Origin of the sequence: Streptococcus sp. 27098_8_23, from assembly GCF_041432195.1 — a bacterium.
GTDB lineage: Bacteria > Bacillota > Bacilli > Lactobacillales > Streptococcaceae > Streptococcus.
In genome coordinates this window covers 287,822-312,690 of sequence record NZ_JAPVZF010000001.1, presented here as the reverse complement: position 1 = coordinate 312,690, position 24,869 = coordinate 287,822, and the positions used below count along the sequence as shown (strand labels likewise).

Annotated in this window: 21 protein-coding genes and 2 pseudogenes; 1 reads left to right on the top strand and 22 read right to left on the bottom strand. The window is 41.2% G+C overall.

Annotated elements, in window-relative coordinates:
- Nucleotide 1: 1 nt before the first annotated feature.
- The 7 genes and pseudogenes from O3652_RS01555 to O3652_RS01525 form a co-directional block, all read right to left on the bottom strand.
- A complete protein-coding gene (locus O3652_RS01555; RefSeq protein WP_371590083.1) occupies nt 2–811 on the bottom strand; it encodes a purine-nucleoside phosphorylase in 810 nt (269 codons plus the stop codon).
- Nucleotides 812–1,367: pseudogene (locus tag O3652_RS01550) on the bottom strand (DUF1697 domain-containing protein); the annotation flags it as partial.
- Between the two features lies 1 nt (nt 1,368).
- Nucleotides 1,369–2,580, bottom strand: coding sequence for a phosphopentomutase (locus O3652_RS01545; RefSeq protein ID WP_371590005.1), 1,212 nt, complete (start codon nt 2,578–2,580; stop codon nt 1,369–1,371).
- 23 nt (nt 2,581–2,603) lie between these two features.
- Nucleotides 2,604–3,287 (bottom strand): ribose-5-phosphate isomerase RpiA, encoded by a 684-nt coding sequence (rpiA, locus tag O3652_RS01540; RefSeq protein ID WP_371590004.1) that lies wholly within the window; start codon nt 3,285–3,287, stop codon nt 2,604–2,606.
- 105 nt (nt 3,288–3,392) lie between these two features.
- On the bottom strand, nt 3,393–4,322 hold the full coding sequence (locus O3652_RS01535) for a peptidase U32 family protein (protein WP_371590003.1): 930 nt from the start codon (nt 4,320–4,322) through the stop codon (nt 3,393–3,395).
- A 127-nt stretch (nt 4,323–4,449) separates the two neighbouring features.
- On the bottom strand, nt 4,450–5,130 hold the full coding sequence (locus O3652_RS01530) for an ABC transporter ATP-binding protein (RefSeq protein ID WP_371590002.1): 681 nt from the start codon (nt 5,128–5,130) through the stop codon (nt 4,450–4,452).
- 13 nt (nt 5,131–5,143) lie between these two features.
- Nucleotides 5,144–6,199: an ABC transporter permease gene (locus tag O3652_RS01525; RefSeq protein ID WP_371590001.1), complete on the bottom strand. Its 1,056-nt coding sequence runs from the start codon at nt 6,197–6,199 to the stop codon at nt 5,144–5,146.
- Between the two features lie 383 nt (nt 6,200–6,582).
- Between O3652_RS01525 and O3652_RS01520 the strand changes: the two genes are divergently transcribed.
- Nucleotides 6,583–6,867: a DUF3270 domain-containing protein gene (locus tag O3652_RS01520; protein WP_061852178.1), complete on the top strand. Its 285-nt coding sequence runs from the start codon at nt 6,583–6,585 to the stop codon at nt 6,865–6,867.
- A 64-nt stretch (nt 6,868–6,931) separates the two neighbouring features.
- Here O3652_RS01520 and O3652_RS01515 read toward each other — a convergent pair whose 3' ends face one another.
- From O3652_RS01515 to O3652_RS01445, 15 genes and pseudogenes are all read right to left on the bottom strand, one after another.
- Nucleotides 6,932–8,269 (bottom strand): cell wall metabolism sensor histidine kinase WalK, encoded by a 1,338-nt coding sequence (locus tag O3652_RS01515; protein WP_125413235.1) that lies wholly within the window; start codon nt 8,267–8,269, stop codon nt 6,932–6,934.
- The gene (gene ciaR, locus O3652_RS01510) at nt 8,259–8,933 is read right to left on the bottom strand and encodes a two-component system response regulator CiaR (protein ID WP_000590635.1); all 675 of its coding nucleotides are present in this window, start codon (nt 8,931–8,933) and stop codon (nt 8,259–8,261) included. Before ciaR ends, O3652_RS01515 begins: the two co-directional genes overlap by 11 nt.
- Nucleotides 8,934–9,042: 109 nt before the next feature.
- Complete coding sequence (locus O3652_RS01505) at nt 9,043–11,589, bottom strand: M1 family metallopeptidase (protein WP_125413236.1); 2,547 nt, start codon at nt 11,587–11,589, stop codon at nt 9,043–9,045.
- Nucleotides 11,590–11,710: 121 nt separating this feature from the next.
- Nucleotides 11,711–12,151 carry an ASCH domain-containing protein gene (locus O3652_RS01500; protein ID WP_125413237.1) on the bottom strand — a complete coding sequence of 147 codons (441 nt, stop codon included), beginning with the start codon at nt 12,149–12,151 and terminating at the stop codon, nt 11,711–11,713.
- Nucleotides 12,148–12,996 carry a putative PEP-binding protein gene (locus O3652_RS01495; protein WP_125413238.1) on the bottom strand — a complete coding sequence of 283 codons (849 nt, stop codon included), beginning with the start codon at nt 12,994–12,996 and terminating at the stop codon, nt 12,148–12,150. Before O3652_RS01495 ends, O3652_RS01500 begins: the two co-directional genes overlap by 4 nt.
- The gene (locus O3652_RS01490; protein WP_125413239.1) at nt 12,974–13,474 is read right to left on the bottom strand and encodes an NUDIX hydrolase; all 501 of its coding nucleotides are present in this window, start codon (nt 13,472–13,474) and stop codon (nt 12,974–12,976) included. Before O3652_RS01490 ends, O3652_RS01495 begins: the two co-directional genes overlap by 23 nt.
- A 10-nt stretch (nt 13,475–13,484) precedes the next feature.
- The gene (locus O3652_RS01485) at nt 13,485–14,183 is read right to left on the bottom strand and encodes a 3-oxoacyl-ACP reductase (protein WP_049479735.1); all 699 of its coding nucleotides are present in this window, start codon (nt 14,181–14,183) and stop codon (nt 13,485–13,487) included.
- Nucleotides 14,176–14,412, bottom strand: coding sequence for a DUF2829 domain-containing protein (locus O3652_RS01480; protein ID WP_049479736.1), 237 nt, complete (start codon nt 14,410–14,412; stop codon nt 14,176–14,178). Before O3652_RS01480 ends, O3652_RS01485 begins: the two co-directional genes overlap by 8 nt.
- Nucleotides 14,413–14,503: 91 nt before the next feature.
- Nucleotides 14,504–15,511, bottom strand: a pseudogene (locus tag O3652_RS01475) (DNA/RNA non-specific endonuclease).
- A gap of 168 nt (nt 15,512–15,679) precedes the next feature.
- A complete protein-coding gene (locus O3652_RS01470; protein ID WP_371590000.1) occupies nt 15,680–17,932 on the bottom strand; it encodes a glucosaminidase domain-containing protein in 2,253 nt (750 codons plus the stop codon).
- A 110-nt stretch (nt 17,933–18,042) separates the two neighbouring features.
- Nucleotides 18,043–19,029: a dihydroorotate dehydrogenase gene (locus tag O3652_RS01465; RefSeq protein WP_185755871.1), complete on the bottom strand. Its 987-nt coding sequence runs from the start codon at nt 19,027–19,029 to the stop codon at nt 18,043–18,045.
- Nucleotides 18,992–19,792, bottom strand: coding sequence for a dihydroorotate dehydrogenase electron transfer subunit (locus tag O3652_RS01460; protein ID WP_125413241.1), 801 nt, complete (start codon nt 19,790–19,792; stop codon nt 18,992–18,994). Before O3652_RS01460 ends, O3652_RS01465 begins: the two co-directional genes overlap by 38 nt.
- Nucleotides 19,793–20,038: 246 nt before the next feature.
- A complete protein-coding gene (locus O3652_RS01455) occupies nt 20,039–20,419 on the bottom strand; it encodes a VOC family protein (RefSeq protein ID WP_061759792.1) in 381 nt (126 codons plus the stop codon).
- A gap of 97 nt (nt 20,420–20,516) precedes the next feature.
- Complete coding sequence (locus tag O3652_RS01450; protein ID WP_125413242.1) at nt 20,517–23,192, bottom strand: J domain-containing protein; 2,676 nt, start codon at nt 23,190–23,192, stop codon at nt 20,517–20,519.
- Between the two features lie 11 nt (nt 23,193–23,203).
- Entirely contained in the window at nt 23,204–24,868 is a 1,665-nt protein-coding gene (locus O3652_RS01445) for an Hsp70 family protein (RefSeq protein WP_371589999.1), read from the bottom strand.
- Nucleotide 24,869: the final 1 nt, after the last annotated feature.

The window sequence follows — 24,869 nt, the reverse complement described above, 5'->3', positions numbered from 1 at the left end:
ATTACAATTCAGCAAGAATCGCTTTCAGCAATCCTTTGAAGTCGCCTTTAACACGTTCAGTCACTTCTACAACTTCTTCGTGGTTGAGTTCTTCTTGGAAGCCTGCTGCATGGTTCGTAATACATGAAATTCCTAAAACTTTCAAGCCAGAGTGGGCTGCCACGATTACTTCAGGAACCGTAGACATACCAACGGCATCTGCTCCCAGTGTCTTATAGGCACGAATCTCTGCTGGTGTTTCATAAGTCGGACCAGTCACACCAATATAGACACCTTCATCAAGCTTGATACCAAGTTTTTTAGCCACTTCATGGGCAGTAGCGCGGTATTCTGGTGTGTAGGCCTTAGACATATCAGGGAAACGTGGACCAAAGTCATCCAAATTTTCACCCATCAATGGATTTTGACCCGTCATGTTGATATGGTCTGAGATAGCCATCAAGGTACCAGGACCATACCCAATACCACCAGCTGCATTGGTTACAATGACACCTTCGCATCCGAGAACTTTCATCACACGTACTGGGAAAGTCACGACTTCAAGAGAATTTCCTTCGTAGAAATGGAAACGACCTTGAAGTGCCAAGACCTTGCGACCTGCAAGATTTCCATATACCAATTTACCAGCGTGACCGACTACTGTCGAACGACCCCAGTTTGGAATGTCTGCATAGTCTACTACAACTGGATTTTCAATTTCTTCTGCAAGTTCTCCCAGACCTGATCCAAGGATTAAACCAAACTCAGGCGCTTGGATTCCTTTATCTTTCAGAAAAGCAGCTGTTTCATTGATTTTATCTAAAAATGTCATTGTGTCTCCTTTATTATTTTTTTATCATTTGACCGATTTTTTCAAAAGTTTTAGCATTACGAATGGTGATTTGGCGGTAGAAAGGCATCTTGAGTAAGTATTTGTGATAGGCCGTTTCGTAGTACGATTCTTCGGAGTATTTTCCCCAGAAAATACCAAGTTTTCCAAAATGAACTACTTCATCTTCCAGTTCCAAACTATTCACTTTCTCGATCACTTGATCCACATCCAAGCTCTCCGTGTAGAAGAGCACATCTTTTCGAGCCAGGTCTTTGGTCCACCAATCTGGCAGATTCTCCAGCTCTGCTTCATAGTCTTCCTTACTCAGCAAGGAAAAGCTCTGAATAAATGGATAATGGATTTCAAAGAATGCCTCCAACTTTTCAACCAATCGTTCTTTGGGGTCTGTCGAAGTAAAGAAAATATTGCCACTGTTGATGTAGGTCTCAACCTTTTCCAGTCCCAACTCTGTCAATTCTTGACGAAGCTCCGCCATGACAACCTTATTTTTCCCACCGACATTAATGCCCCTAACAAGTAAAGCATAGCGCATCATCTTATACCAATTTATCTAAGAAACTTTCCCCAATCATGGCAGTTTCAACACCAAAATTATCCGCAACTGTCGCTGAGATATCTGCAAAATGTCCAACCGGAATGACACCATTTCCTTTAAAGGAAGGACTGTAAGCCAAAAGTGGAATATATTCGCGAGTGTGGTCTGTTCCTGCATAGGTTGGGTCATTTCCATGGTCCGCAGTAATCAAGAGAAGGTCATTCTCTCTCATGGCTGCGGTAATTTCAGGCAAGCGTTCATCAAACTCATGCAAGCAATCACGGTAACCATGAGCATTGCGGCGGTGACCATAAAGAGCATCAAAGTCTACCAAGTTTGTGAAGGAGAACCCTTTTTCAAATTCAGGAAGTCCCATGGTCTTCAATAGTGTATCAATTCCATGGCTATTTGACTTGTTGTGTCCCATGTCATGATTGATTCCTGCACCGTTAAAGATATCGTTGATTTTACCCACAGCATAAGTATCGATACCTGCTTCATTGAGTTTATCGAGAACAGTTGGAGCAAATGGAGATACGGCCAAATCACGACGGTTAGCTGTACGAGTGAAGTTACCTGGTTCACCTACATATGGACGGGCAATGATACGACCTAGAAGGGCAGGACGCTCAAGGGTAATCGAACGCGCGTATTCACAAATACGGTACAATTCATCTAAAGGAATGATGTCTTCGTGGGCAGCAATTTGCAAAACTGGGTCAGCTGAAGTATAGATAATCAACTCCCCAGTTTCCATTTGACGTGGTCCAAAGTCATCGATAACAGCTGTTCCTGAGTACGGTTTATTGGCTTCACGAATGACCTTGCGTCCTGAAAATTCTTCGATCTTTGTCAAGATTTCTTCGGGGAATCCGTTCCAAAAAGTATCGAAAGGCTCGGTAATGTTGAGTCCCATGATTTCCCAGTGTCCAGTCATGGTATCCTTACCAAGGGATACTTCTTCCAATTTCGTTACATAACCTGTTGGATTGCTTTCAGAAGGTACAGTCTTCAGCGGCGTTTCGCGAGGAATATTTCCCAGACCGATTTTAGCCATGTTTGGCACATTCAAACCAACTGTTTTTGAAATGTGTCCCAGTGTGTCAGAAGCACCGTCTGGAACCCCTGCATTGACAAAGTTATTGGCATCTGGTGCAGCACCGATTCCCACAGAATCCAGTACCACCAAGTGAATCCGATTAAATTTTGACATAGTCTGTCTCCTTATTATTTTGATTAGTTTGCTTTAGTTGAAGTTAAAATCTGAACCCCGTCTCGTCCAGCAACGATGACCTTATCCACCATTTGGTTGAATAAACCGTGCTCTACGACACCAACGATATGGTCCAATTCTTGCCCGAAGGCAATTGGATCTTCAATGACATCCAAGGCTAGGTCAATGATAAAGTTCTGCATATCGGTCACAAAACGTTGACCGTCTTTTTCACGGAAACTTGGTTTATAGCCAGCTCGCTCAAAGCGACGAAAGACCTGTTCTGCGCCATACTGAACCACTTCTACTGGCAATTTAAAAGCACCTAGTTGATCTACCAGTTTGCTTTCATCTACCACCCAAATGTATTCTTTTGAGGGCGTTGCGACAACCTTCTCCATGAGAAGGGCACCACCACCACCTTTGATTCCGTTAAACTGGCTATCTACTTCATCCGCCCCGTCAACCGTCACATCGACAAAGTCTACTTGATCAATCGACTTGAGCGGAATATTGAGTCCCTCTGCCTGTTTACTAGTCACACTGGAAGTCGTTACAGCAGTAATCTGCAAACCTTCTTCCTTAATCCGACGACCAATTTCTTCTACGAAATAGTAGGCAGTAGAACCTGTTCCAAGTCCGACTACCATGCCATCCTTGACAAACTCAGCAGCCTTGATACCTGCCATTTTCTTCAGATTTTCCACTCAAACACCTCCATTAAAGAGCTATTTTTATTATAACATGTATCCGTTTTTATTTCATGGATACACTGGAAAAACCCGAACATTTTTATTTCGGGTTTTTATGTCCTATTTAACCATATCAGGATCGTAGTCATAAAATCCTGTATCAAGGAAACGATTTTTGGGATGGAGCTTGCGGACCTCTTCGTCTAGCAAGAAGGCTTGATCATGGCTGAATTTGCCCTCTTGGATCAAACTGCGAGCTTGGATAAAGAGTCTAGCAATCTCAACAAAGTTTTGACCTGGTGTGTAGAGCCCCTCTAGCTTCCAGTGAGTAAAACCATGCTCCACTAATTCTGTCAATTTGGTCATCAAATCAAGGTCGTTATTTGCAAAGATATGGGTACCATGATTATCTTCAAAGATAGAGTAATGGCTCTCTGGATCACTTGGTTCAGCCAAGAAGAGGTCACGCTTACGCGTCTTTTCATCATCGATATGCGTAAAGTTATAATAGTTTTGTAAAAGCGGACGCTTAGAATGGTGAATGACACTGGCACCATAAACCAATACTTCAGCAGGAATTTCCAAAATCTCTGGCATCTTAAAGAGTTCGGCAGATGGAATTTCACGCGCCAAAACCGCCTCAGATGCGCCAGCCTTTTGACCCCAGAAGTTAATCTGACGACTGCTTGTCACCATGGTTGAAGCATCATAAATGGTCTTGAAGGAATAGCCATCGCGATTGACTACGTAAAAAACACCTGCATCTCCAACAGTGATATAGTCTGTCTTGATTTCTTCCAAGAAGTCTAGGAAGGGCTTGATACGGTCCATCATATCTTGGTGCATGAGGGCGTTGACTGCAACGATCAATTCCTTGCCTGCTTCATGAACGAGCTTAGCGATGGTGCGTAACTCTTCATAGCTAAAGGTTGTTGGTAGACGAAGACCAAAATCTTTCTCACCGACGTAGATACGGTCTACGCCAGCTTCTAGTAACTGTTCAACTTGTTCAATACTTTCAGCAGTTGCTGTAATGATAATCTTTTCCATAAGAAAAATTATACCACATTTCTCAAAAATCAGCTATGGGTACTGAGAGTTTCACAAAAAGTTAAACTTGTTTCTAGCTTTTCCAAACAAAAAAGTGAACAGTAACAAGTACCATCCACTCTCTTTATTATGCATGTGTTTTTTCTACTAGGTGGCCATCGTTCATGACATAAATACGGTCAACCTTATCAAGAAGGCGTGTATCATGTGTAATCATGACAACTCCTCTACCTTGTTCATGAGCAATGGCAGCCAACATCTCCGTTACTTGGTAAGCACGCTTGGTGTCTAGACTTGCTGTCGGCTCATCTGCAAGCACAATGCTTGGATTGTTATAGAGCGCTCTAGCTATCGCCGCACGTTGACGTTCGCCACCCGATAGGGCCTTGGGATAATGATCTTGGACCTTTTCCAAATCCAACAACTCAAAGAGCTCTTTTCGGTTACTTTTACTATTTTTTCCCTTATCCAGTCTGTCTATCAAGTCCAGCTGTTCCTTGACTGTTAGAAAAGGAATTAGGTTTGAAGCCTGAAGAATGAAACCAAACTCTCTAAAACGGAGGTCTGTTTTCTCCTTCTCCGTCAAACTGCCTGTTTCCTTCCCCTTTACTAGAATCTTTCCACTCGATGCTTCCTGAAGTTGTCCTAGAGTTGTTAGAAAGGTTGTCTTGCCAGAGCCAGAAGGCCCAACAATAGCTACGAACTCTCCCGCATTTAGCTGAAAATTCGTCTCATGCAGGGCAACGACTTTCATCTTTCCTTCCCCGTAGGTTTTTGTCACTTGAGTCATTTCAATCAATGCTGTCATACTATTCTCCTTATCACTCTGCAATCGCAGTAATCGGGTCCACCTTTAGCAAGCGTGGAAGTGAAATGACACCACCTAGAAGGGCCATCAAGGAAATTACCAAGCTTAGGACAGAGTAAGCTATCCAACTTGGATAGAAAAAGAAGGTAGCTGGTAAGACTAAAATCACTCCTCCGATTGCCAGCAAGGCTAAAGCAATCCCCATACCAGCTAGGAGGAAGATTTGACAGAATAGAGACCATACAATGGTTTTGATCTGTATCCCTTGAGCTCGCATTATTCCATATAGTCCTAGTTTTTGGATGGTAATGATATAAACAAAAATCCCCACAATCAAGCCTGTGATAACAATCATAGCAAGAATCATCCCTGAAAATACATTAACCTGAGGTGTGTAACCAGGAATTTTCGAAATCATTTTTGGAATGGAAATCTGTTTCAGACCATCCCCGACCACTTCTATATCATTTTTCAATACTAAGGCAGAGATAGAACGATTGGCTTTCAAGGTTCCTTGTAAGGTCCAATAATTTGTCAGACTCGTAAAGACAACAGGCTCGGTGAAAAATTTATTTCCTTGAGTCAGGCCTACAATCTTGTAACTTGAATCGCTTCCATTGAGCTGAATGGCATCGCCTAGCTTCATCCCATAGTTCTCAAAGGACTGATCCACGACAACCTCATCATCTCCCTCAGGATAACGACCCTCCGTCAAACTCGGAGAGATAAAAGAATCCCACTCTTGAGCAAAGATGGAAACATTGACCTTTTCACTACCATCGACTAGATTGGTTACAGCAAACATATAGCCCAGTGGAGCAGCCTCTTCAGAACTCTTATCCTTGTAGTCCTTTTCAGGAATAAAAGATGCTGTCAAATTATCATTTGCGTAGTCGGATAAAACGACACCCGTCGCTTGCCAGTTATCAATAGCGGCTCGGTTGTTCCGCACAAGACCAAGAGCCAAACTAGTCATGAAAAAGACCATGAAAGCGATAAGAAAAATGGTAGTTAGAATCAAACTATATCGAAGTTTATTTCGTACTATTTCTTTGATAGCAAGATACATGCATATCTCCTTTAACTTTCCCCAGAGGTAGCAAGAAGGCCACCCAGTCCAATAGACAGAATCTCTGTCCTTCCATCCATTCAAAACAACTCCTACCAATACTCTTCAAAAGTATCCAGGTAGCAACTCAACAAATCATCTTAGGAGAAGCCTCAGCTTGCTATCAATTTATATAAGTTATCCTTTCCTTTCTCAGTATATTTATAATAGAAAAGGTTAGGTCATCTGTTTTAAGTGTAACATCCATGCTACCATTTTCCCTTGTAGGTGTCAAGAGAGCGACTTAGAAGTTGATAAGAGACTTTAGTAGTTTTGTAACAATCCTGTAATAATTCTCTGCATAAAAAATGATAAAATAGTTATGTACTGTTAAGGAGAGAATCATGTCCGCAAGAAAACTAGAAGCTTATGAGTTTGAACAAGCTCCCGAATCGAAACAAACTCCGCTTTACCAAGATTACACACCTGAAGCCCCAGTCGGCCCTAACCTAAAAGAGATTTTATTTTTTGTAAATATCGCTTGTTTCTGTATTTTTATGGCACTTTTTAGTTTTATCTTTTTAGCCTTAAAATTTAATACAGCTTTATCCTTTGTCGCTGCAATGGGTCTTAGTTTCGCCCTTTTACAACTTCAACGAAAGATGATGAAACGAAAATTTTCAAAATAAAGGTTGGTACTACTACCAACCTCTTTTCTAGTTATCAAAAAAGACAGTTATATAACTGTCTTTTTTATTTATTCTTACGTTTTGAAGGAGATTGGATGGCAATCTTAACTTCAAAAATCGTTCCTCTAGGTTTGTTATCTTTTACGCTAATCGTTCCTCGTAAGGCATCTACGATCTGCTTGGCCAAAGATAGTCCAAGACCAAAGCCACCTTTTTGACGGGTTCTCGCCTTGTCTACACGATAAAATCGATCAAAGATTTTCTTCTTGTCAGTAGCTGAGATCCCAATTCCGTTATCCGTTACTGTTAGATAGAGGTGGCGATCTGTAGCATAGACTACAAACTCAATTTTCCCATCTTCTTCGGTATACTTGATGGCATTGTCAAATAAGATGGTCATGAGCTGTTTTAGGAGCAACTGATCGGTCATGAAAGGACGATAAATCCGATTTTCATACTCAAAAATACGATCATTTTCAGAAGCAATCAACTCATAGTTAGCAAAGGTAGTCTTAAAGAATTGTGGAGAAACTTCTGCTATTTCTGGTTTGATTCCATCATCTCGACGTGCAAGGTTGAGAAGATTGGTCGTGAGGAAACGCATATTGCGAACTTCTTCAAGACTCGAAGCGATACTTTCGCTGGATTCCATAATCGTTGCCTCTGGTTTTCGAAAGAGATTTTCTAAACGATTTTGTAAAACGGCCAAAGGCGTTCTCAGTTCGTGGCTCGCATTTTCAACAAAGGATTTCTGCTTTTGCATGCTTTCCAATAGGGGTTTGACACTGACGCGTGCCAGATAAACACTGGCAATTAAAGACAGGAGCCAGAAACTAGCCATGACTACAACAATTAAATGCTCGTGGTTTTGGCTGATTTGCTCAAGCTGGCTAGTATTGATTAAAACCGCCGCATATTTGACATTGCTTGATACGGAGGAAGAGTTGGTTTCCATCAAGATCATCCGGTAAGTTTCTTCCTGACCATAGCTATTGACGACTTGGATTTGGCGAATGTGATTTAACTCTTTTTTGTCCAGCTTGATCTTATCCAAGCCTAAAAAGCGATTACCCAGTAAGAGTTGGTTAAAATCCTTGTCAAAAAGCAAAACTTCTGTATTGGAGCTAACATTGGGCTTGATTTCAGCCTTGCTGGCATCCGCAGTTGCGGGTTGAATATCCTTGACTTCCTCAGTTGCCCGATTCAGGGCTAACTGGATAACCGCTTGGGGACTACTACTAAGAGCTTGTAGTTTTTCATCTACAGAAGTGTAGAGACTGGAGTGCATGACCTGAAGGATAATCAAGGTCATAGCAGAGAAAATCAAGGTGAACACTCCGAAATTTCGAATGAAATAGCTGAAATCATCCGCATACCATGTTTTTTTTAGTTTATTGAACATCTTTTAAAATATACCCGACACTACGCAAGGTTTGAAGATTTTCAGCAAAGGCTGTTCCCTTCAGTTTCTTACGAACTTTTGAGACATAGACTTCTACAACGGAAATCGTCGTATCGCTATCAAATCCCCATAGACGGTCAAAAATTTGTGTCTTGGGAAGAATAACATTTTGATTTTGAAGGAAGTAAACCAATAACTCAAACTCTTTTCCGAGTAGTTCCACAGGAGTATCTTCCACCTTCACTTCATTCGTTGAAAGGTTGACGACAACATCCCCATAGGTCAAGGTATTTTCGTTAAACTTGCCTGAACGTTTGAGAAGGGCTTGAATCCGCATTTTGAGTTCTTCTAGGTAGAAAGGTTTGGTGAGGTAGTCATCCGCTCCCAACTCAAATCCATGTCCCTTGTCATCCAAACTCTCTTTGGCAGTCATGATAAGGACAGGGGTTGTAATTCCTTTTTCACGCAATTCTTTCAGAACTTGGAAGCCATTTTTTTCAGGCAACATCAGATCAAGCAAAATCAAGTCATAGACGCCGCTTTCAGCTTCGTAGAGCCCTTCTTCTCCATCAAAAACCTGCATGACATCTGCAAAATCATCTAAAAAGTCAAATACTGAGTTTGACAGACCCAGGTCATCTTCTACTAATAAGATTTTTATCATCAGAAACTCCTCCTTGTTATGATTATTATACCAAAATTGCCTTAAAAAAAACTCAACTCTCTCTCGTTTTCAGATAGAAAGTTGAGTTTTTGTTTACATTTTGAACGAATTAAGCTTTAGCATATTGGGCTACAACAGCTTCGACTGCTGCTTTCTCACGCTTAATCAAGTCAACACGCGCTGCGATATCCTTGATCCCCATGCGGATATTACGGCTAAGAGCTAGGTCAGAGAGTTGTGGCTCAAAGAATTCCTTGTACTCTGCCAAGCGTTGCTCAGTCTTAAATACATGGGCAGGTAGGATAACAAAGCTATCAAAGCTCATATCCCCACCAAGAGCTGCCTTGATCCAATCCCAGTTTTCACGCGCCCATACCCAAACAGTTTCTTGAGTTGTTTGATGATCTAGGAACTGGTAATACCAAGCAGACAAATCTTGTGGTTTCACCACAAACTTGTCCTTCCATGAACTAATCAAGGTTTGGATATTGTCGGCATCTGTACTGTATGCTAGAGCAGCTGCCAACTGGCGTTTGAAGACAGCATCTGTGGCATGAGTGTAGAGGTCCAAATAAGTTGCGACCAATTCCTTGGTCTCATGGTGTTTCATCTCATTGATGAGAACTTGTGCACGGATGGCTGCTGGAAGGCCTGCAAGATTTTCCTTATGAGCTGCAAAGATTTGGCTAGCGACTTGACTAGCTTCTGCATCATTTGAGCGAATCATCATAGAAACGGCCAACTGACGAACCAATTCATCCTCTTCTGATTCTCCATCTTTGGCTTCAAAACCAAGACGGTCATAGTTATGACGAGCCAATTTAGCAACCAGACTGTTAAAGGCTTTCTCAGTTTCTGTTCCTTCATCGATAAAGCGTTCAAGGGCAGCAATCACTTGAGAAACAGCTGAAACCACAAGGTAAGACTCTTCCTTAGCAAGTTTATCAAGGACTGGGAGCAAGTCTGCATAAGAAATGCGACCCGCTTCAGCAAGCAGACGACGTTCTTGGACGATTTGTAGTTTGCTTGTGTTATCAAGCTCAACTAGGTCAGCAAGAATGGCATCTAACAAGTCTCCTTGGTAGTCTGTAATATAGTGGGCTGTATTTTCTGTGTTAAGGCGAAGAGCTCCTTCATTTTCAGCAAGAAGAGCGGCATAGCCAGGGATTTCGATGCTTTCAGTTTCGAGTGTATCTGGCAAGCCTTTCCAGTTGCTGTTGAGTGGCACCACCCAGAGACGGTTCTTGTCTTCGTGCTCACCGATGAAGAATTGTTTTTGCGAAATCTTCAAGACATCATTTTCAACTTTGACAGTGAGAACTGGATAGCCAGGCTGTTCCAACCAAGAATCCATGAAGGCTGCGACATCACGTCCTGATGCTTGACCAAGGGCATTCCATAGGTCACGACCAATGGTATTTCCATATTGGTGCTTTTCAAAGTATGCATGCAAGCCTTTAGCGAAATCCGCATCACCGAGCCAACGGCGAAGCATGTGCATGAGACGGCTTCCTTTGGCATAGACGATAGCTCCATCAAAGAGCGTATTGATTTCATCTGGGTGTTTGACTTCGACATGGACAGACTGAACACCATCCGTCGCATCGCGTTTAAGCGCAGCTGGAACACCACCTGTTTGGAAGTCTTCAAAGATATTCCAGCTTGGCTCGATGGCATCCACACAGACGTATTCCATCATGTTAGCGAAGCTTTCATTAAGCCAAAGGTCATCCCACCATTTCATAGTCACGAGGTTACCAAACCATTGGTGAGCCAACTCATGTGCTACAACTAGGGCAACTTGTTGACGGCTAGCAAAGGTTGAGTTCTCATCCACAACTAAGTAAACTTCACGGTAGGTCACAAGACCCCAGTTTTCCATAGCACCAGCTGAGAAGTCAGGAAGGGCAATGTGGAGAGATTGAGGGATTGGATACTTAACTCCATAGTAATCTTCGTAAAACTCGATCGAGCGAACGGCGATGTCCAATGAGAAATCAAGGTTAGATAGTGGGTGGGCTTTGGTTGAGTAGACACCTACGAGGGTACCGTTTTTAGTTTTAGCGGTCACCCCTTGCAAATCACCTGCTACAAATGCTAACAAGTAAGAAGACATGCGAGGTGTTGTCTCAAACTTCCAGACGCCTGTTTCCTTACGGTTTTCCACATCGATTTCTGGCATGTTCGACAAGGCCACTTCACCTTCTGCTTGATCAAAACGAAGAGAAAGGTCAAAAGTTGCTTTGGCTTCAGGCTCATCCACACATGGGAAGGCTTCACGCGCAAAATGGCTTTCAAACTGAGTAGACAAGACTTCCTTCTTGATACCATCCACTGTGTAGTAAGAAGGGTAAATCCCTGTCATGTTGTCTGTGATTTTTCCTGAAAAAGCGACGACCAATTCAACTTGACCAGCCTCAGCCAATTCGATATGAAGGGCTTCATTGTCATGGTCAACTGTAAATGGACGAGCTTGACCCGCAACTTCTACAGAAGTGATTTCCAAGTCTTTTTGGTGAAGGGAAATACGGTCACTTTGTGCTTGACCAGTAATGGTCACCTTCCCAGAAAAGGTCTTGGTCTCACGACTCAAGTCTAAAAATAAATCATAATGTTCAGGAACAAATTGGGTAATAAAATGTTCAACTGCTTGCATAGTTTTCTCCTATTCTAAGTTTAAGAGTTTTACTCTTCTTCAAACAAACTTATTATATCATGTTTTGCTTAAGAAAAAAGGATTGGACGGCGATTTCCAAAACTTTCTTCCTTCTATCTGTCTACAGAGGGTAGACCTTGCAAAATTCTTCTAAAACAACCTTGCTGTCAGGTGTAAAAGTCAAGCCCGCTTCCTCCAGCCACTCCGTGAAACAGTCTTCATGAACCTGGCGCCAATAGGCTAAAGATTTGTCTCCCTCACCTTCCTTGTAGGCATGGTCAGCAGAAACTTGATGAAAAGGCTGAACGGAGACCTTTGTAATTTCGACAATACAGACAGCCTGATTTTGACTGTCTAAAATGACATCGAAGGTCCCTTCTTGTGGAAGTGGTTCGTCTTCTAGTGCGTAGAGGTCGTAGGCTGAGGCGGTTGCTGTCTTTTCGCCTTTTAAAACCAAATCAGCCAAGAGATCGGCTTCCACTCCAAAAGCCCAGACATCTATCTCATCTCCAATCGAGGGGTTAATTTGCTTATACGCATTCCACATTTCTTGAGGTGTCATGGGTTGCTCCTTTGTATTTTTTTACTTACTTCTTTTACACGTTTGAGGTGGTCTGGATGATCAATCTCTAAATCAAAAATCTCTGGAATAGAACTGTAGTGGATAATACACTTGATACCCATCTGATTCATTTTTTGTATGAAAGAAGCATTCAGATAGCCTGCTACAGCAAAGTCAATCTTTTTCATCCTTGCTTTATCCTGCATATCTCTCAGCATATCTAACATTATTGGACTTTCCATATCATGCCATTGACTATTTCTCACAGTCGCAAAAACAAAAGAAGTCAAATCATTCATTCCAACTATAATCTTTGAAATACCCGTTTCTATTATTCTGTCCAAGTCAAAATAAGCTGACGGTAACTCAATCATTGTGCCGACTTTTCCAGTAAAACCATGCTCACGCAATACTCTAATAGCTTGTTTTAACTGCTCAGCATCATTGACAAAAGGAAAGATAACAGACAGATTGGGATTTGTTTGATAAACTTCTGTAACGACATGTGCTTCAGCCTGAAATTCATCAGGACACGCCAGCAAGCGCCTAGTTCCTCTATAACCAAACAAGGGATGATTTTCATCAAAATGCTCTTTAGTCCCCTCTAAACAATTAGCTTCTGTATTTGTTAACTCTGAAAAACGATACCAAACCTCTTCGTCTGAGTACAAGGAGCAAATGGTATCTAGATAATCTTTTACAAATTGCTGGCAACTTGCTAATAGGATGTTCTGATTAAGCTCTCTCAACAAATATTCTCCACGAATCATACCGACGTGGTGCAATAACTGAGGATAAACTTTTTCAACAATTTGTTCTCCACTAAGGACAAGTTGGTTTCTCATCATTCACCTTCCAATTCATATACAAGGTCTTGTCCAGCTCTGCAAATCCTAATAATTCAGACTTAACCTTCAAGACTAATGGTGAAACATTTTCTTCTATGATTTTCTGAATATCCATCCAAACATATCCGAGTGAATCATTCGCACCATCAGACACAGCATCCGAAATCGTAACCTGAGGTTCCTTCTCGTTGACCTCAATATCATAAAATGCCATGATATGGTGAACCATAAAATTTTTTAACTCTTCCCTGACGAAAACATCGTAGATTCGAGGATTTGAGTAGCTTCTAACAGTAAATCCTGTCTCTTCCATAACTTCTCTAATCAGCGTTTCCGTCAATCCTTCACCAAGTTGCTGACTGCCTCCGGGTAGATCATAACGATGTTGATAATGGCCTCTCGTTTTTTCAATGCAGAGTAACTTCCTATTTTCAAAGCAAACAGCATAGACTCCAAAGTGTTTTTTGATTTCCATCCAACTCCTCCTACTTCAAAGACCAGCCACCATCAATAGTCAGGATTTGTCCTTGCATGGCGCTCGCTTTTCCACTTGCTAAGAAAAGGCTAATCACTGCTACTTCCTCTGGCTCAATCCAGCGTTTGATGGGCGTTTCACTAGCCACCCAGTCAGCTAAGCCACCTGGTTCAAAGTCGGCAGCGGTCATAGCTGTCTTGACTGCCCCTGGAGCAATCCCAAAGACCTGAATACCATCCTCAGCATAGTCTAGAGCCAACTGCTTGGTAAAGCCAGCTAAGGCGTGCTTAGACGAGGTATAGGCGTGACCACCTCCGCCAGCTAGACTTGAAGCAATCGAACACATATTGATGATAATTCCTTTTTTATTTTCCAGCATTTGCGTCAAATAATAACGAGTCAACTCAACAGGAGTCATATAGTTGATTTCAAAAATCTCTTGAATTTCCTGGGCTGATTGTTCCAAAAGTGGTTTGAAATCATCCAAAACTCCAGCAGTATTGCACAAGACATCCACCTGAGGACACCAGTCAAAAATTGGCTCCAAGTCCAAGGTCAAATCTCTCTGTAAAAAGTGAAAATCACGCTCTAAGAGTGGATTTTCACCTTGGTCAACTCCATAAACTTGATAGCCATTCTCTAAAAAGAGTCGTGCTTGAGCCAGACCAATCCCTGAACTTACTCCCGTCATCAATACACGTCTAGTCATGGACTTCTACCCAGTCCGTCGCCAAAACATCACAAGGTGTCGGGCTCCACATGGAAAAACCTTCTCCCTCCCCAGACACGTTGATTAGGAAATAGGGCGTCACTTCAAGTGCAATCCCGTTTTGCTCGATAGTGTCAAAGAGTTGGACATAGTTTTCAGCCCCTCCCCAACCAGTTCGTACATATTTTTTCTTGGCCTTTAACCCAGGCAGGATTTCTTCAAAAGTCATGATATTCTCCTTTAATTCTACATTCTTCATTCAATTATAACAAAAAACCGTTTTCCAACGGCTTTTTGACTGTATATCTGCTAAATTCTTCCTACCACTGCAATCCGGCTTCTCTAATTTCTTTCTTAGAAGCAAATTTACCATTTGGTCTGTGCCATCTTCCGTTTTTATCTCTAAAGTAGCCACCTGAATTAGTTGATTGCGAGTTTGATTCTTGGCTTTCTTCCTTTTCTTGTGCGGCCTGACGTGCTTTTTCTTCTTCCTCTTTCGCTTTCTTTTCAGCTGCTTCTTTTTCCTCAGCCTCTTTCTTGGCTTTTTCTTTTTCTTCTTTTATCTTTGCATCTTCAACTGTATTTTTAGCAGTACCATCCAAATAATTGATTTCCGCATTAGCTGAATCATTTTCTAAAACGACATGCGTCACAGAATACTGATCAACCTTTTCCTTACTACCACCCAACTTGATCTCCAAGAGTTTGCCGTTTTCATCTATTCCCACATACTGCAACTCAATCTATCTCGGGATCAATTCGTCCTTTTGATAGATTGGGGTCACCTTGTAGTCTAAATAATAGTTTGGGTGATTGGCCAACCAAGAGTCCAATCGATTTTCATAGTAAAGCATGCTACTTTGGTTTTGATCATCTGTTCCAGAATAAGTTCCAGCATTGAGCCAGTTAGTCATCGGAACCAAGTTTTTCTTTTCATCGTTTAATCCGCTAAACTGGTACCCAATCAAATGACCACGATTCATCAACCAAGCCTTTTTAGAGCCATCTCCATAATAAAAATTATAGTTGTGCCAACCAACCGGGTTATAACTTATCTTAGGCTCTCTCTTTTCAGTTGGCTCGTCGCTATCCTTGAGTTGAATATGAGCACCCGTCGCGCGTGATTTGGAATCCAACTCTCCAAGTTCTAGTTGCTTTTCATTTTTAAAAGGCAAGAGTCCAGCTTCTTTAAACAACTTCTCATCAAACTTGATTTGCTTCTGTTCAATTTTTTCTTCTGGGACCTTTGATTCCGCCTTATGTCCAGAACAAGCAACTAGTGTTGTGATTGAAAGCAAGGCAATTGAGAAGGATAGTAGCTTTTTCATAAAAATCTCCTTTATTTTGTATGATAAATATATTAATTCTTCTTTTTACATTTTACAATCATTTTGCTAATTAATCAAGAATAAAGAAGCTGTTGTTATACTATTTTATCACAGTGTCCAAAACAAAAACGATAACCACTTTGCAGTAGTTACCGTTGATTTTTTTGATTAGTCTTTCCCACCAAGTCTGCTATTGATGGTCATCATGATGCTGGCTATTTTCTCACCCCAGTATGGGTCGGAAGCATAGCGAACATTCATTCCAGTTGCCTTGTTTCCAAGGTGGTCTCTGCCGTAGTCGATGTAATTCTCTCGAATCCACTTGGCCGCACCGAGAATTCCTTTATCCACATTATCAAAGCTCTTGGCTGAGAGATATGGGCTCGTATCATAGGCTGCAATACCAAAGAAGTTATTCTTATCTCTGGCAATTTGGCTGCGACCCCACGCACTTTCAAGGGCACTATGGGCCATCAAGTAAAGGGCATTGACACCGTAACGTTCTTCAGCCTCTTTGAAAGTCGCTCCTTTCCCCGCTAGAGGACTATCCTGCAAGTTCATCATTGAATACAGTTTATCCAACTCAGCTGCACTATAATTACTTGGCTCTCTCAAGTTTTTATAGAGGAAAGGATTTTTAATGGTAAAGCCATCAAAATGCTCTCCATCAGTTGAGTAGTACTTCTTACCAATAACCATAGCAGAGGTGTGTGGAGCTACTTTGATACTCGTATAAGGAGAGAGTTCATGGTAGAGGAATTTCCCATCACTAGTATAATGAGGGATAAACTCGCTTCCTTCATCCACTGCTGTCAAATCACTTTGATTCATATAGCCAGACAAGCCAGAAATCGAAACTGCAAGTCGGCCACCTTTTCGCGTCGAGCTATCCAGTGAAACAATACTTCCTTGATTAATGTAACTCAAGATTTCTCCAGATGCACTGTAGACATAGGCTGTGATGGGTTTAACTTTGTAATATTTGGTTTTATCCGCAACATGCCATCTACCAGAAGCATCCAAGGTATGACCATCCACAGTTTCATTTTTTGCCATATAACCGCCTGATTTAAGGTAATACCATGATTGGTCGGATGAATCGTAGATTAATTCTTTCTCAGCCATCTTTCCATTTGACTTGAGATAGAACCAGTTATTCTTGTACCATACCCACTCACTCGCAGCCATATAACCACCAGATTTGAGATAGTAGTAACCATTATCCCAGAGCCATTCTTTATTGGCATAATTTCCATCAGAGTTGATATAGAACCAAGAGTTATAGTTCTTGTCAAAGAGCCAACCTTTGCCGGCTTTTACACCACTGCTCGTCACATAACTACGGTCAATCCAAGTTTCCGTAGAGAGGTAGCCGCCTGATTTGAAATGGTAATCCTTGCCTTTGATGGTTTGCCAACCTTTTTCAGCATAGGTTCCATCATCTTTCAAGTAAAACCAAGAGTTATAATTCTTGTCAAAGAGCCATTCCGATTTCAGTTTGGCTCCACTTTTAGCAACATAGAAGCGGTCAATCCAGCGCTCGGTAGAAAGATAGCCGCCTGATTTGAAATGGTAATCTTTTTCTTTAATCGTTTCCCAGCCTTTTTCGGCATAGGTTCCGTCAGCTTTCAAGTAAAACCAAGCATCATAATTCTTATCAAAGAACCATTCCGATTTCAATTTAGCTCCACTCTTCGCAACATAGAAGCGATCAATCCAACGTTCAGTAGAAAGATAACCGCCTGATTTAAAATGGTAGTCCTTCCCATCTATAGTTAACCACATATTTTCAGCATAGGTACCATCTTGTTGAAGGTAGAACCAACTGCTATAGTTGTCATCATAAATCCAGGCTTGTTTAACCTTATTACCATTTTCTGATATATAGCTCTTACCAAGCCAAGCATTTTTCAGCATTTTACCTTGTGAATTGATGTAGTACTGGTTCTCCCCTTGAGTGATCCACTCATCTTTGGCCATTTTCCCGTCTTCTTTAAGGTAATATTTTTCCTGACCTTGTTGAATCCATTCGTTTTGAGCTTTCTGACCATCAGACTTGAGATAATACCAGGATTCTTGTTCCTGATTAAATACCCACTGTTCCTTGGCTTTAGCACCACTTTCAGTCACATAGTACTGGCCAACCCACGTTTTCGTAGCTAATTTTCCAGCTTCGTTAAAATAGTAATCCTTACCACCAACTGTCAACCAGCCGTTCTCAGCACGATTTCCATCAGCTGTTAAATAAAACCAGGCCTGTTGCGTTTGGTCATAGATCCATTGGTTGGTTGCTGGTTTCCCGTCTGCTTTGAGGTAGGTCTTTCCTTGCCACGTTCCCTCTTCTGCTTTTGCTGTCTCCACTACAGTAAAAAAACACCCCAATAAGCTAGCACTTACTAGGGCCACTTTCCATCGTTTCATTTAAATGCTCCAATAACGTTTTCTAAACCCTATTGTAACATAGTTAATCGACGGAAATATTACAAATTGATGAAGATTCTATTTCTTGTTGACGATAAGGAAAGACTAGCTTATCTCAGACTGGCTTTGACTTCCTTGCGTAATTCTTCCAAACTGCTAATGCCGTATTTATCCATGACTTTTGGTAAATTTTCAATGATATCAGGACAGGCATATGGATTGGTAAAATTGGCTGTTCCAACTCCGATGGCAGAGGCACCAGCCAGATACATTTCTAGCGCTGCTTCAGCAGAATCCACTCCTCCCATTCCAATGATAGGCAGGTCTGTTGTTTGGGCGACTTGACGGATGAGTTTGAGGGCTACTGGAAAAACTGCTGGACCAGACATCCCACCTGTTCCATTGGCTAGGATTGGTTTTCTTGTTTTGAGGTCAAAGCGCATACCGACTAGAGTATTGATCATAGTTAGGCCACTTGCTCCTGCATCTTCTGCGGCTTTAGCAATAGTGACAACATCCGTTACACTAGGGGTTAACTTAACATAAACCGGCACATCAGAGGCTTCCACAGCTACCTTTACCACTTCGTAGGCCAAATCAGGATCTTGCCCAATCAAAAGTCCATGATTGCCATGATCCACATTCGGACAAGAGATATTGAGCTCGATAGCCTTCACATTGGCTGCCTTGGAAATCCCATGAGAAACGGCAGCGTACTCTTGTTTTGAAAAGCCTGCAACATTTGCGATGATGGGAAGCGTAGGATACTCTCTTTCCAGCCAAGGCAACTTTTCAGCTAAAACAGCTTCTAAACCTGGATTTTGCAAACCGATTGCATTGAGCATACCTGCAGGCGTTTCTGCAACTCTTGGAGTAGGATTGCCAAAACGCGGTTCAAGTGTCGTCGCCTTGATCATAATGGAGCCTAGAAGGTCTAAATCATAGTACTTGGCATACTCTTGACCAAAACCAAAACAGCCTGATGCTGGAATAATCGGATTTTTCAAATCCAAGCCCGGTAGAGAAACTTGTAAACGATTTTTAGTCATGACTTTCTCCTTATAATACAACTGTTCCTGTACGGAAAACAGGGCCATCTTCACAGACACGTTGGCTGACAGTTTCACTATCTGGCACTTTTAGAACACAGGCATAGCAAGCCCCCATCCCACAAGCCATACGAGATTCCAGAGATAGATAGGCTCTTGGGTGATCATAAAAGGTTTGATTGATGTACTTCATCATTCCAGGCGCCCCACAGGAGTAAACAGCATCAAATTGACTGTCTAAGTCATTGATGACGACTGACACATTTCCCTTAATGCCATAAGAACCATCATCTGTCGTTACAAAAACCTGACCATATTGGGTCAATTCGGTTTCGAGAATCACAGCATCCTTGTTGGCAAAACCGAGGACTGCCACTACTTTCACCCCACGCGCATGCAATTCCTTGGCTACTTCGAGCAAGGGTGGAACACCAATCCCACCACCAACGAGGAGAACTTGGCTCTGATTGTCTAAATCAGACAAGTCAAAACCATTTCCCTGAGGTCCCATCACATCAAGAGCATCTCCCTGACTTAATGTAGAAAAAATAGCCGTCCCAGCCCCCTCAATCCGATAAATGAGGTGACACTGCTTGTTTGCCTTGTCAATAGACGAAATTGAAATAGGACGGCGTAAGAGATGGGCATCATCAGGCACGCGCAGATGTAGAAATTGGCCTGCTCGCATGGCTTCAACCATCTCCCCTTCTAGGACTAATTCAAAGATTGCTGGCGCAATTTCCTCCTGTGCGACCACCTTCATGGTTTCCAAACGAATTGCACCCAAACGCTTCTTACATGTGGGATTCATGATTTTCCTCCTTAAATTTTAAGGGGACCAGATAAAGAAAAGACCTTGCTATTGCAAGGTCTCAGTCGAGATAGGACAGAACTCATGCGCACACCTAAAAAGTCTCCGCAGAGAGTTCCCTATCCCTTTTATCTGACACCTTGTGAGTCTCTCTGGACTCCCCTTAAAGGTTAAATTTGTATTAGTATACTCTTTCAAAGAAAAAAAGTCAAGTAGAAAACGAACATTCTACTTGATCTTACTGGATTATTTTTCACGAATGACTTCGACCTTGTAGCCATCAGGATCCTTGACAAAGTAATAGTTTGGTGCAGTTCCTGGAAGTCCATTAGGGGCTGTCACCTCATAGCCTTTAGCGCTATGTTCTTGATGTAGGGCCTCAAGGTCAGGTGTACTGAGGGCGATATGGGCGAAGCCATCTCCTACCACATAAGGACCGTGATCATAGTTATAGGTTAACTCCAACTCGTAGTCATCGCCCTCAAGTCCTAGATAGACAATGGTGAAAGCATGATCTGGAAAATCTCTGCGACGCAATTCTTTAAATCCAAAAGCATCTTGATAAAAAGCGATTGATTTTTCAAGGTTTTCTACTCGCAAGCAAGTGTGTAGCATTTTTGAAGCCATTTTCATTACCTCTTTCGTTTTAATAGTTCTATTATACCTTTATTCAGGAAAATTTACTAGAAACTTGAACTAGAGTCCTCTTCTCTACTCTTTCATTCTACACAGCACTTTTACGATTTTCCTTGCGTATATTGCGAATAAGGAAAAGCATGATCAGGATAAAAAGACCCTCGAGGAAGTAGAACGTAAATTCGCTGTTCATGATTAGTAAGTCTTTGTAATGATAGTTATTACCGAAAACTGAATTTGGTGCGAATAAGATTCGCAACAGTCTTCTTAGGAAAATAAAGATCTGCAAGCCATAAATCATAAAGACCTTCTTCACACCAATCATGAAGCCTTGTTCCTTTGTAAAATAAGATAAGGCAATTCCATTTAACAAGAGGATAACGGTTATAGTCAGCGTTTCATCTCGTAGAATAGTTGGATCAAAGATATCTAAACGGCTGTGAATGTAGGGCAACGTTTGAAAGAGTAAGATTCCCAAGATTGCTGGTATGAAAATTTTCTTCAGAGATGGTGGAAATCCAGGACTAAATCTTGTAAAAGATAAGCAAATCACAAGGATTGCAAAAATATGGAAGTAAGCTATTGCAACTCCTGATATAGTCTGGCTTCGATTTACCAAAGCAGAAAGAAAACCAGCAGAAAGAAAGATACCGATAGGAATCAGCTTATCCAAAGAATAATCCCACTTCAGCCCCTGACTCACTTGGAAACCATCGATGAAGCTGAAAAATGTAATGAACATAAGGGCACCGATGAGGCCAAACGGTAAGGATGGAATGACGAGGGTTAATAATAAGATTAGTAGGAACCACGGATGGGGGCTGTAGTAGAATTTCCGTTTTTCCCCCCTAGCAGTCACTCCCTCCTCAATCGGTGTTTTCCTTAATTTTAGCATATAGACGTAAAAGAGAGAAAACATACCCGCATGAACCCATGAATTATAACCCGGTCGCTCTAGAATACTAAGTATCAAACTCACAATCGAAAATAGACCAAAGACAAACTGAAGAAACTTATTTTTAAGGACCTGTCTTTTTTTCCAATCCAAATAAGAGAGCTTGGCCTTCGGATGACTAAGTTCATAAGCATAAACTGTCATCTCTTCTAGTTTCTGGTCTGTCTCCTCCGTCATCATTTGGGGAGCCATTTTAGAAGTAGGAAAAGGAGATAAAACATATCTCAGGAGCTCGCCGTCTGTAAACCGATGGTACTCCTTATAGATCTGTTGAAGTAAAATCGTTAGAATACGTGGTCTTCCTTTAAAGTAGCTTCTCCACTTCTCCCAATCATTGATATCTTCATCGCTCTTAGTAAGCTTATCTATATAAAGATAACCTTCATTGTACCAGTAATCAAAATTTTCTTTTTTGTTAAGTGCATACTCCTCTACCACTGAAGGATAGGAATGGATACTCTTCCAGAAATGAAGTTTTTTCAGGTAAGGATTTGATTCCTCATCACTGTAACGCTCCACAAATTGGAGAACGAGAGCTAACACTTTCGCATTGGTTAAAGGATAGACGTCCACCTTTTCTAACAAATCAAGTAGGAGCGTGTGATCTTTGACTGATTCAAAAAGATATTGCCAATCACGTAACAGTTTATACTCGTCTTGATATGGACTATAGAGTAAAAGATATAGTTTTTCCTCAACCTCCGATGAATTTAGCAAATTATAAGAATGGATATCGAATGGTTCTTCTGAATCTGCTTGTAATTCCTCAAAGTAAGCTAGAAGTTCATCATAGGCTTTTTGGTCCTCATTAGTCTTTACTTGACCTATCATATCAAGAATATAAGCCAATACTGGAATGCTCTTAATATTGTATCCTTCTTCATTCAACTGAAATAGTACCATTTTAGACCAATAAGAATGTCTGAAAAATTCTATCCAGGATCTGATTTGATTGGCTGTTTGAAAATCGTCAAGAATCTTTTGACACATCAGATAAGAAGCATAAAACTGCTCTGTTTCCTTCCTAGCATTTTCAAGAGAAACTTCATCCTTTTCGGTTTCCTTTATTTTTTCTCTCCAGAACTCAAGTTTATAGTAGTAACCCCAATCCTTAAAATCTCTTACGAAATATTTTAATAAGAGAATAAAGATGGAGAACTGGTCAGCTTGATTAAAAATATAAACATCCATTTCCTCTAGGACATTTTTAACAAAATACAAACTGTCTTGATAGTTATTAAAGAGCTGTTTCCAAAGATTTTCTTGTTCTTCTATGGTATAGTCAGGATTCCCTACAATACTTTCAATCGCATTTCGAATCAAATACTCTGACTCTAGGTAATCACTGAAATCTAAGACATTTCTAGATGCAGCTACCTCTTGAGAACTTGTATCTTCATTGACCGTTTCAAAATTTAGTGGAAAAGTTGCTGTTTCCTTGTAGGTTTCATTTAAAGGATCAGACTCATGAACATCACCGAAATCAAGAGAAGGTTTTGTTATCTCTTCTTGCTCGGTTTCCCCTTCAGACTCAAAGGATTCAAAATCAAGTGAACTAATAGCTGAATTTGTTGTTTCCTCTTCTTGTTCACTAATCTGCTGAATGGAAACAGCTTCACTTTCAACAGTTTCTTGTCTTGTTCTATTAGACCGTGCTTCTCTCAAAGCAGACTGATAGGCTTCTACAATTTGTTGGTAGATTTCTGGTTGGTCCTCAGGATGGTAAAGTTTCACTAACTCAGAATACCGTTTTCGAATAATCTTAACATCATGAGTTGGTTCAATTCCTAAGATTTCCCATTTATTCATACAATTCCCTCTCATAGACCTCGTTCTAGAAACTCTAGATAGTTAGAAAATGATTGATAGAGTTTTGGTAAATGATACATGGACGCTTCTTTGACTTCTTCTTCAAAGCGTCTAGTTTCTGCCATCAACTCATCTCTTCTTCTCCCTAAAAGCATGCTATATACACGATTGGCCTTTTCAATTAAGAAACGGTAAACCTCAGTTTCTTGAGCATTAATCTTATAACGAGTTAATTCGGCTTGTTTTTCTTTGATTTCATCTTCTGTCAAGGTCATACTCTCTTGAAGGATCACATGATTAAAGACTTCCTGAGTTGAATCGATGGTTACTTCTACATCCAAAATCCCATTTAAGTCATAGGTAAATCGTATAGTGAGACCCTCATTAGCCTGATGATTCACAGGGACAGGTACTTCCAATTCCCCGAGGAATAAGTTTTGTGAGGCCTTCATCATTTCTCCTTGATAAACATCGACCTTCACATGATTTTGCCCCAATTCTGCGGTGTAATACTGTTCCTTTTTTGAAGCAGGTAAAGGAGAGTTGCGCTCGATAATCGGAGAAAAACGATCACCGACTACTGAAGTTCCAAGTGTGAAAGGACAAATATCCGACAATAATAAGTCTCGAACTTCTCCCTGACGTCCCTTTATTCCCGCTAAAAGAGCACACCCTTTTGCAATCATTTTATCAGGATCATCAGTCAATTGAACCGCTTGATCAATACAGTAAGATAGAAAATCTTGAACTAAACGAAGTTTTGAAGTCCCACCCACAAGCACAACATTCTCAGAGGATACATAACTATAGCGCGCATCCATCAAGGCTCTATCTAGTACGGACTTCAGTCGAGCAAGTAAAGGCTGACAAAGCTCATAAAATCGCTGATAAGTCAGGTTTAAAGAGTATTCCTTCTCTTGCTCCATCACTACCATCTTCACTTCTTCATTGGTATTCAAATTTAGCTTTGCCTTCTCAGCTTGGACCAATATTTTACTGTAAAACTCCCGAGAGATAGATTTCCTAGTCAAGTGATTGAACGTTAAAAATTCCTCCGCTATCGCTACAGTAAAATCTTCTCCTCCCAAGCGATTATCTCCTGCAATAGAGACAATCTCAACAACATTATCAAACAACTCTACGACTGAGATATCCAGCGTTCCACCACCAAAATCGACGACTACAAAGGACTGGTCTTCTTGATTGCTATTTGACCTTTTAGCAAGGGCAGCTGCAGAAGGTTCATTGATAATCCGATCAATCTGAATGCCTGCAAATTTCCCTGCTAGTTTGGTCGCATAGCGTTGTGCATCGTTAAAATAAGCTGGTACACTGACAATAACCTCATCTACCTTCTCACCAAGAAAAGTCTCTGCATCATCCACTAGTTTTCGAATGATAAAAGAACTCAGTTCCTCTGCTTTGTAGGTTCTATCTCCCAGGACCAATTCATGTTTGCTTCCCATAAAACGCTTGAACTGAGAAACCGTCTTGTCTGGATGGGTCACCAAGCGTTCCTTGGCAATTTTTCCAACAATAATCTCATCATTGTCATCTAAAGCCACAACAGATGGAGTCAAATACTCGCCAAAAGCATTGGGAATCAGCTTAACCTGGCCATCTTGGTATACCCCTACTAAAGAATTCGTCGTTCCTAAATCAATACCTACTATCATC

Bases quoted from the DNA above. Each gene is read 5' to 3' on its own strand.
- O3652_RS01490 (WP_125413239.1), bottom strand. From the start codon at position 13,474: ATGGAAATCAAAAAACACTTTGGAGTCTATGCTGTTTGCTTTGAAAAT.
- O3652_RS01530 (WP_371590002.1), bottom strand. From the start codon at position 5,130: ATGACAGCATTGATTGAAATGACTCAAGTGACAAAAACCTACGGGGAA.
- O3652_RS01460 (WP_125413241.1), bottom strand. From the start codon at position 19,792: ATGAATCCCACATGTAAGAAGCGTTTGGGTGCAATTCGTTTGGAAACC.
- O3652_RS01445 (WP_371589999.1), bottom strand. From the start codon at position 24,868: ATGATAGTAGGTATTGATTTAGGAACGACGAATTCTTTAGTAGGGGTA.
- O3652_RS01495 (WP_125413238.1), bottom strand. From the start codon at position 12,996: ATGAGAAACCAACTTGTCCTTAGTGGAGAACAAATTGTTGAAAAAGTT.
- O3652_RS01500 (WP_125413237.1), bottom strand. From the start codon at position 12,151: ATGACACCTCAAGAAATGTGGAATGCGTATAAGCAAATTAACCCCTCG.
- O3652_RS01465 (WP_185755871.1), bottom strand. From the start codon at position 19,029: ATGGCCCTGTTTTCCGTACAGGAACAGTTGTATTATAAGGAGAAAGTC.
- O3652_RS01545 (WP_371590005.1), bottom strand. From the start codon at position 2,580: ATGTCAAAATTTAATCGGATTCACTTGGTGGTACTGGATTCTGTGGGA.
- O3652_RS01480 (WP_049479736.1), bottom strand. From the start codon at position 14,412: ATGACTTTTGAAGAAATCCTGCCTGGGTTAAAGGCCAAGAAAAAATAT.
- O3652_RS01525 (WP_371590001.1), bottom strand. From the start codon at position 6,199: ATGTATCTTGCTATCAAAGAAATAGTACGAAATAAACTTCGATATAGT.
- O3652_RS01470 (WP_371590000.1), bottom strand. From the start codon at position 17,932: ATGAAACGATGGAAAGTGGCCCTAGTAAGTGCTAGCTTATTGGGGTGT.
- ciaR (WP_000590635.1), bottom strand. From the start codon at position 8,933: ATGATAAAAATCTTATTAGTAGAAGATGACCTGGGTCTGTCAAACTCA.
- O3652_RS01450 (WP_125413242.1), bottom strand. From the start codon at position 23,192: ATGAATAAATGGGAAATCTTAGGAATTGAACCAACTCATGATGTTAAG.
- O3652_RS01535 (WP_371590003.1), bottom strand. From the start codon at position 4,322: ATGGAAAAGATTATCATTACAGCAACTGCTGAAAGTATTGAACAAGTT.
- O3652_RS01515 (WP_125413235.1), bottom strand. From the start codon at position 8,269: ATGTTCAATAAACTAAAAAAAACATGGTATGCGGATGATTTCAGCTAT.
- O3652_RS01485 (WP_049479735.1), bottom strand. From the start codon at position 14,183: ATGACTAGACGTGTATTGATGACGGGAGTAAGTTCAGGGATTGGTCTG.
- O3652_RS01505 (WP_125413236.1), bottom strand. From the start codon at position 11,589: ATGCAAGCAGTTGAACATTTTATTACCCAATTTGTTCCTGAACATTAT.
- O3652_RS01520 (WP_061852178.1), top strand. From the start codon at position 6,583: ATGTCCGCAAGAAAACTAGAAGCTTATGAGTTTGAACAAGCTCCCGAA.
- O3652_RS01455 (WP_061759792.1), bottom strand. From the start codon at position 20,419: ATGGCTTCAAAAATGCTACACACTTGCTTGCGAGTAGAAAACCTTGAA.
- O3652_RS01555 (WP_371590083.1), bottom strand. From the start codon at position 811: ATGACATTTTTAGATAAAATCAATGAAACAGCTGCTTTTCTGAAAGAT.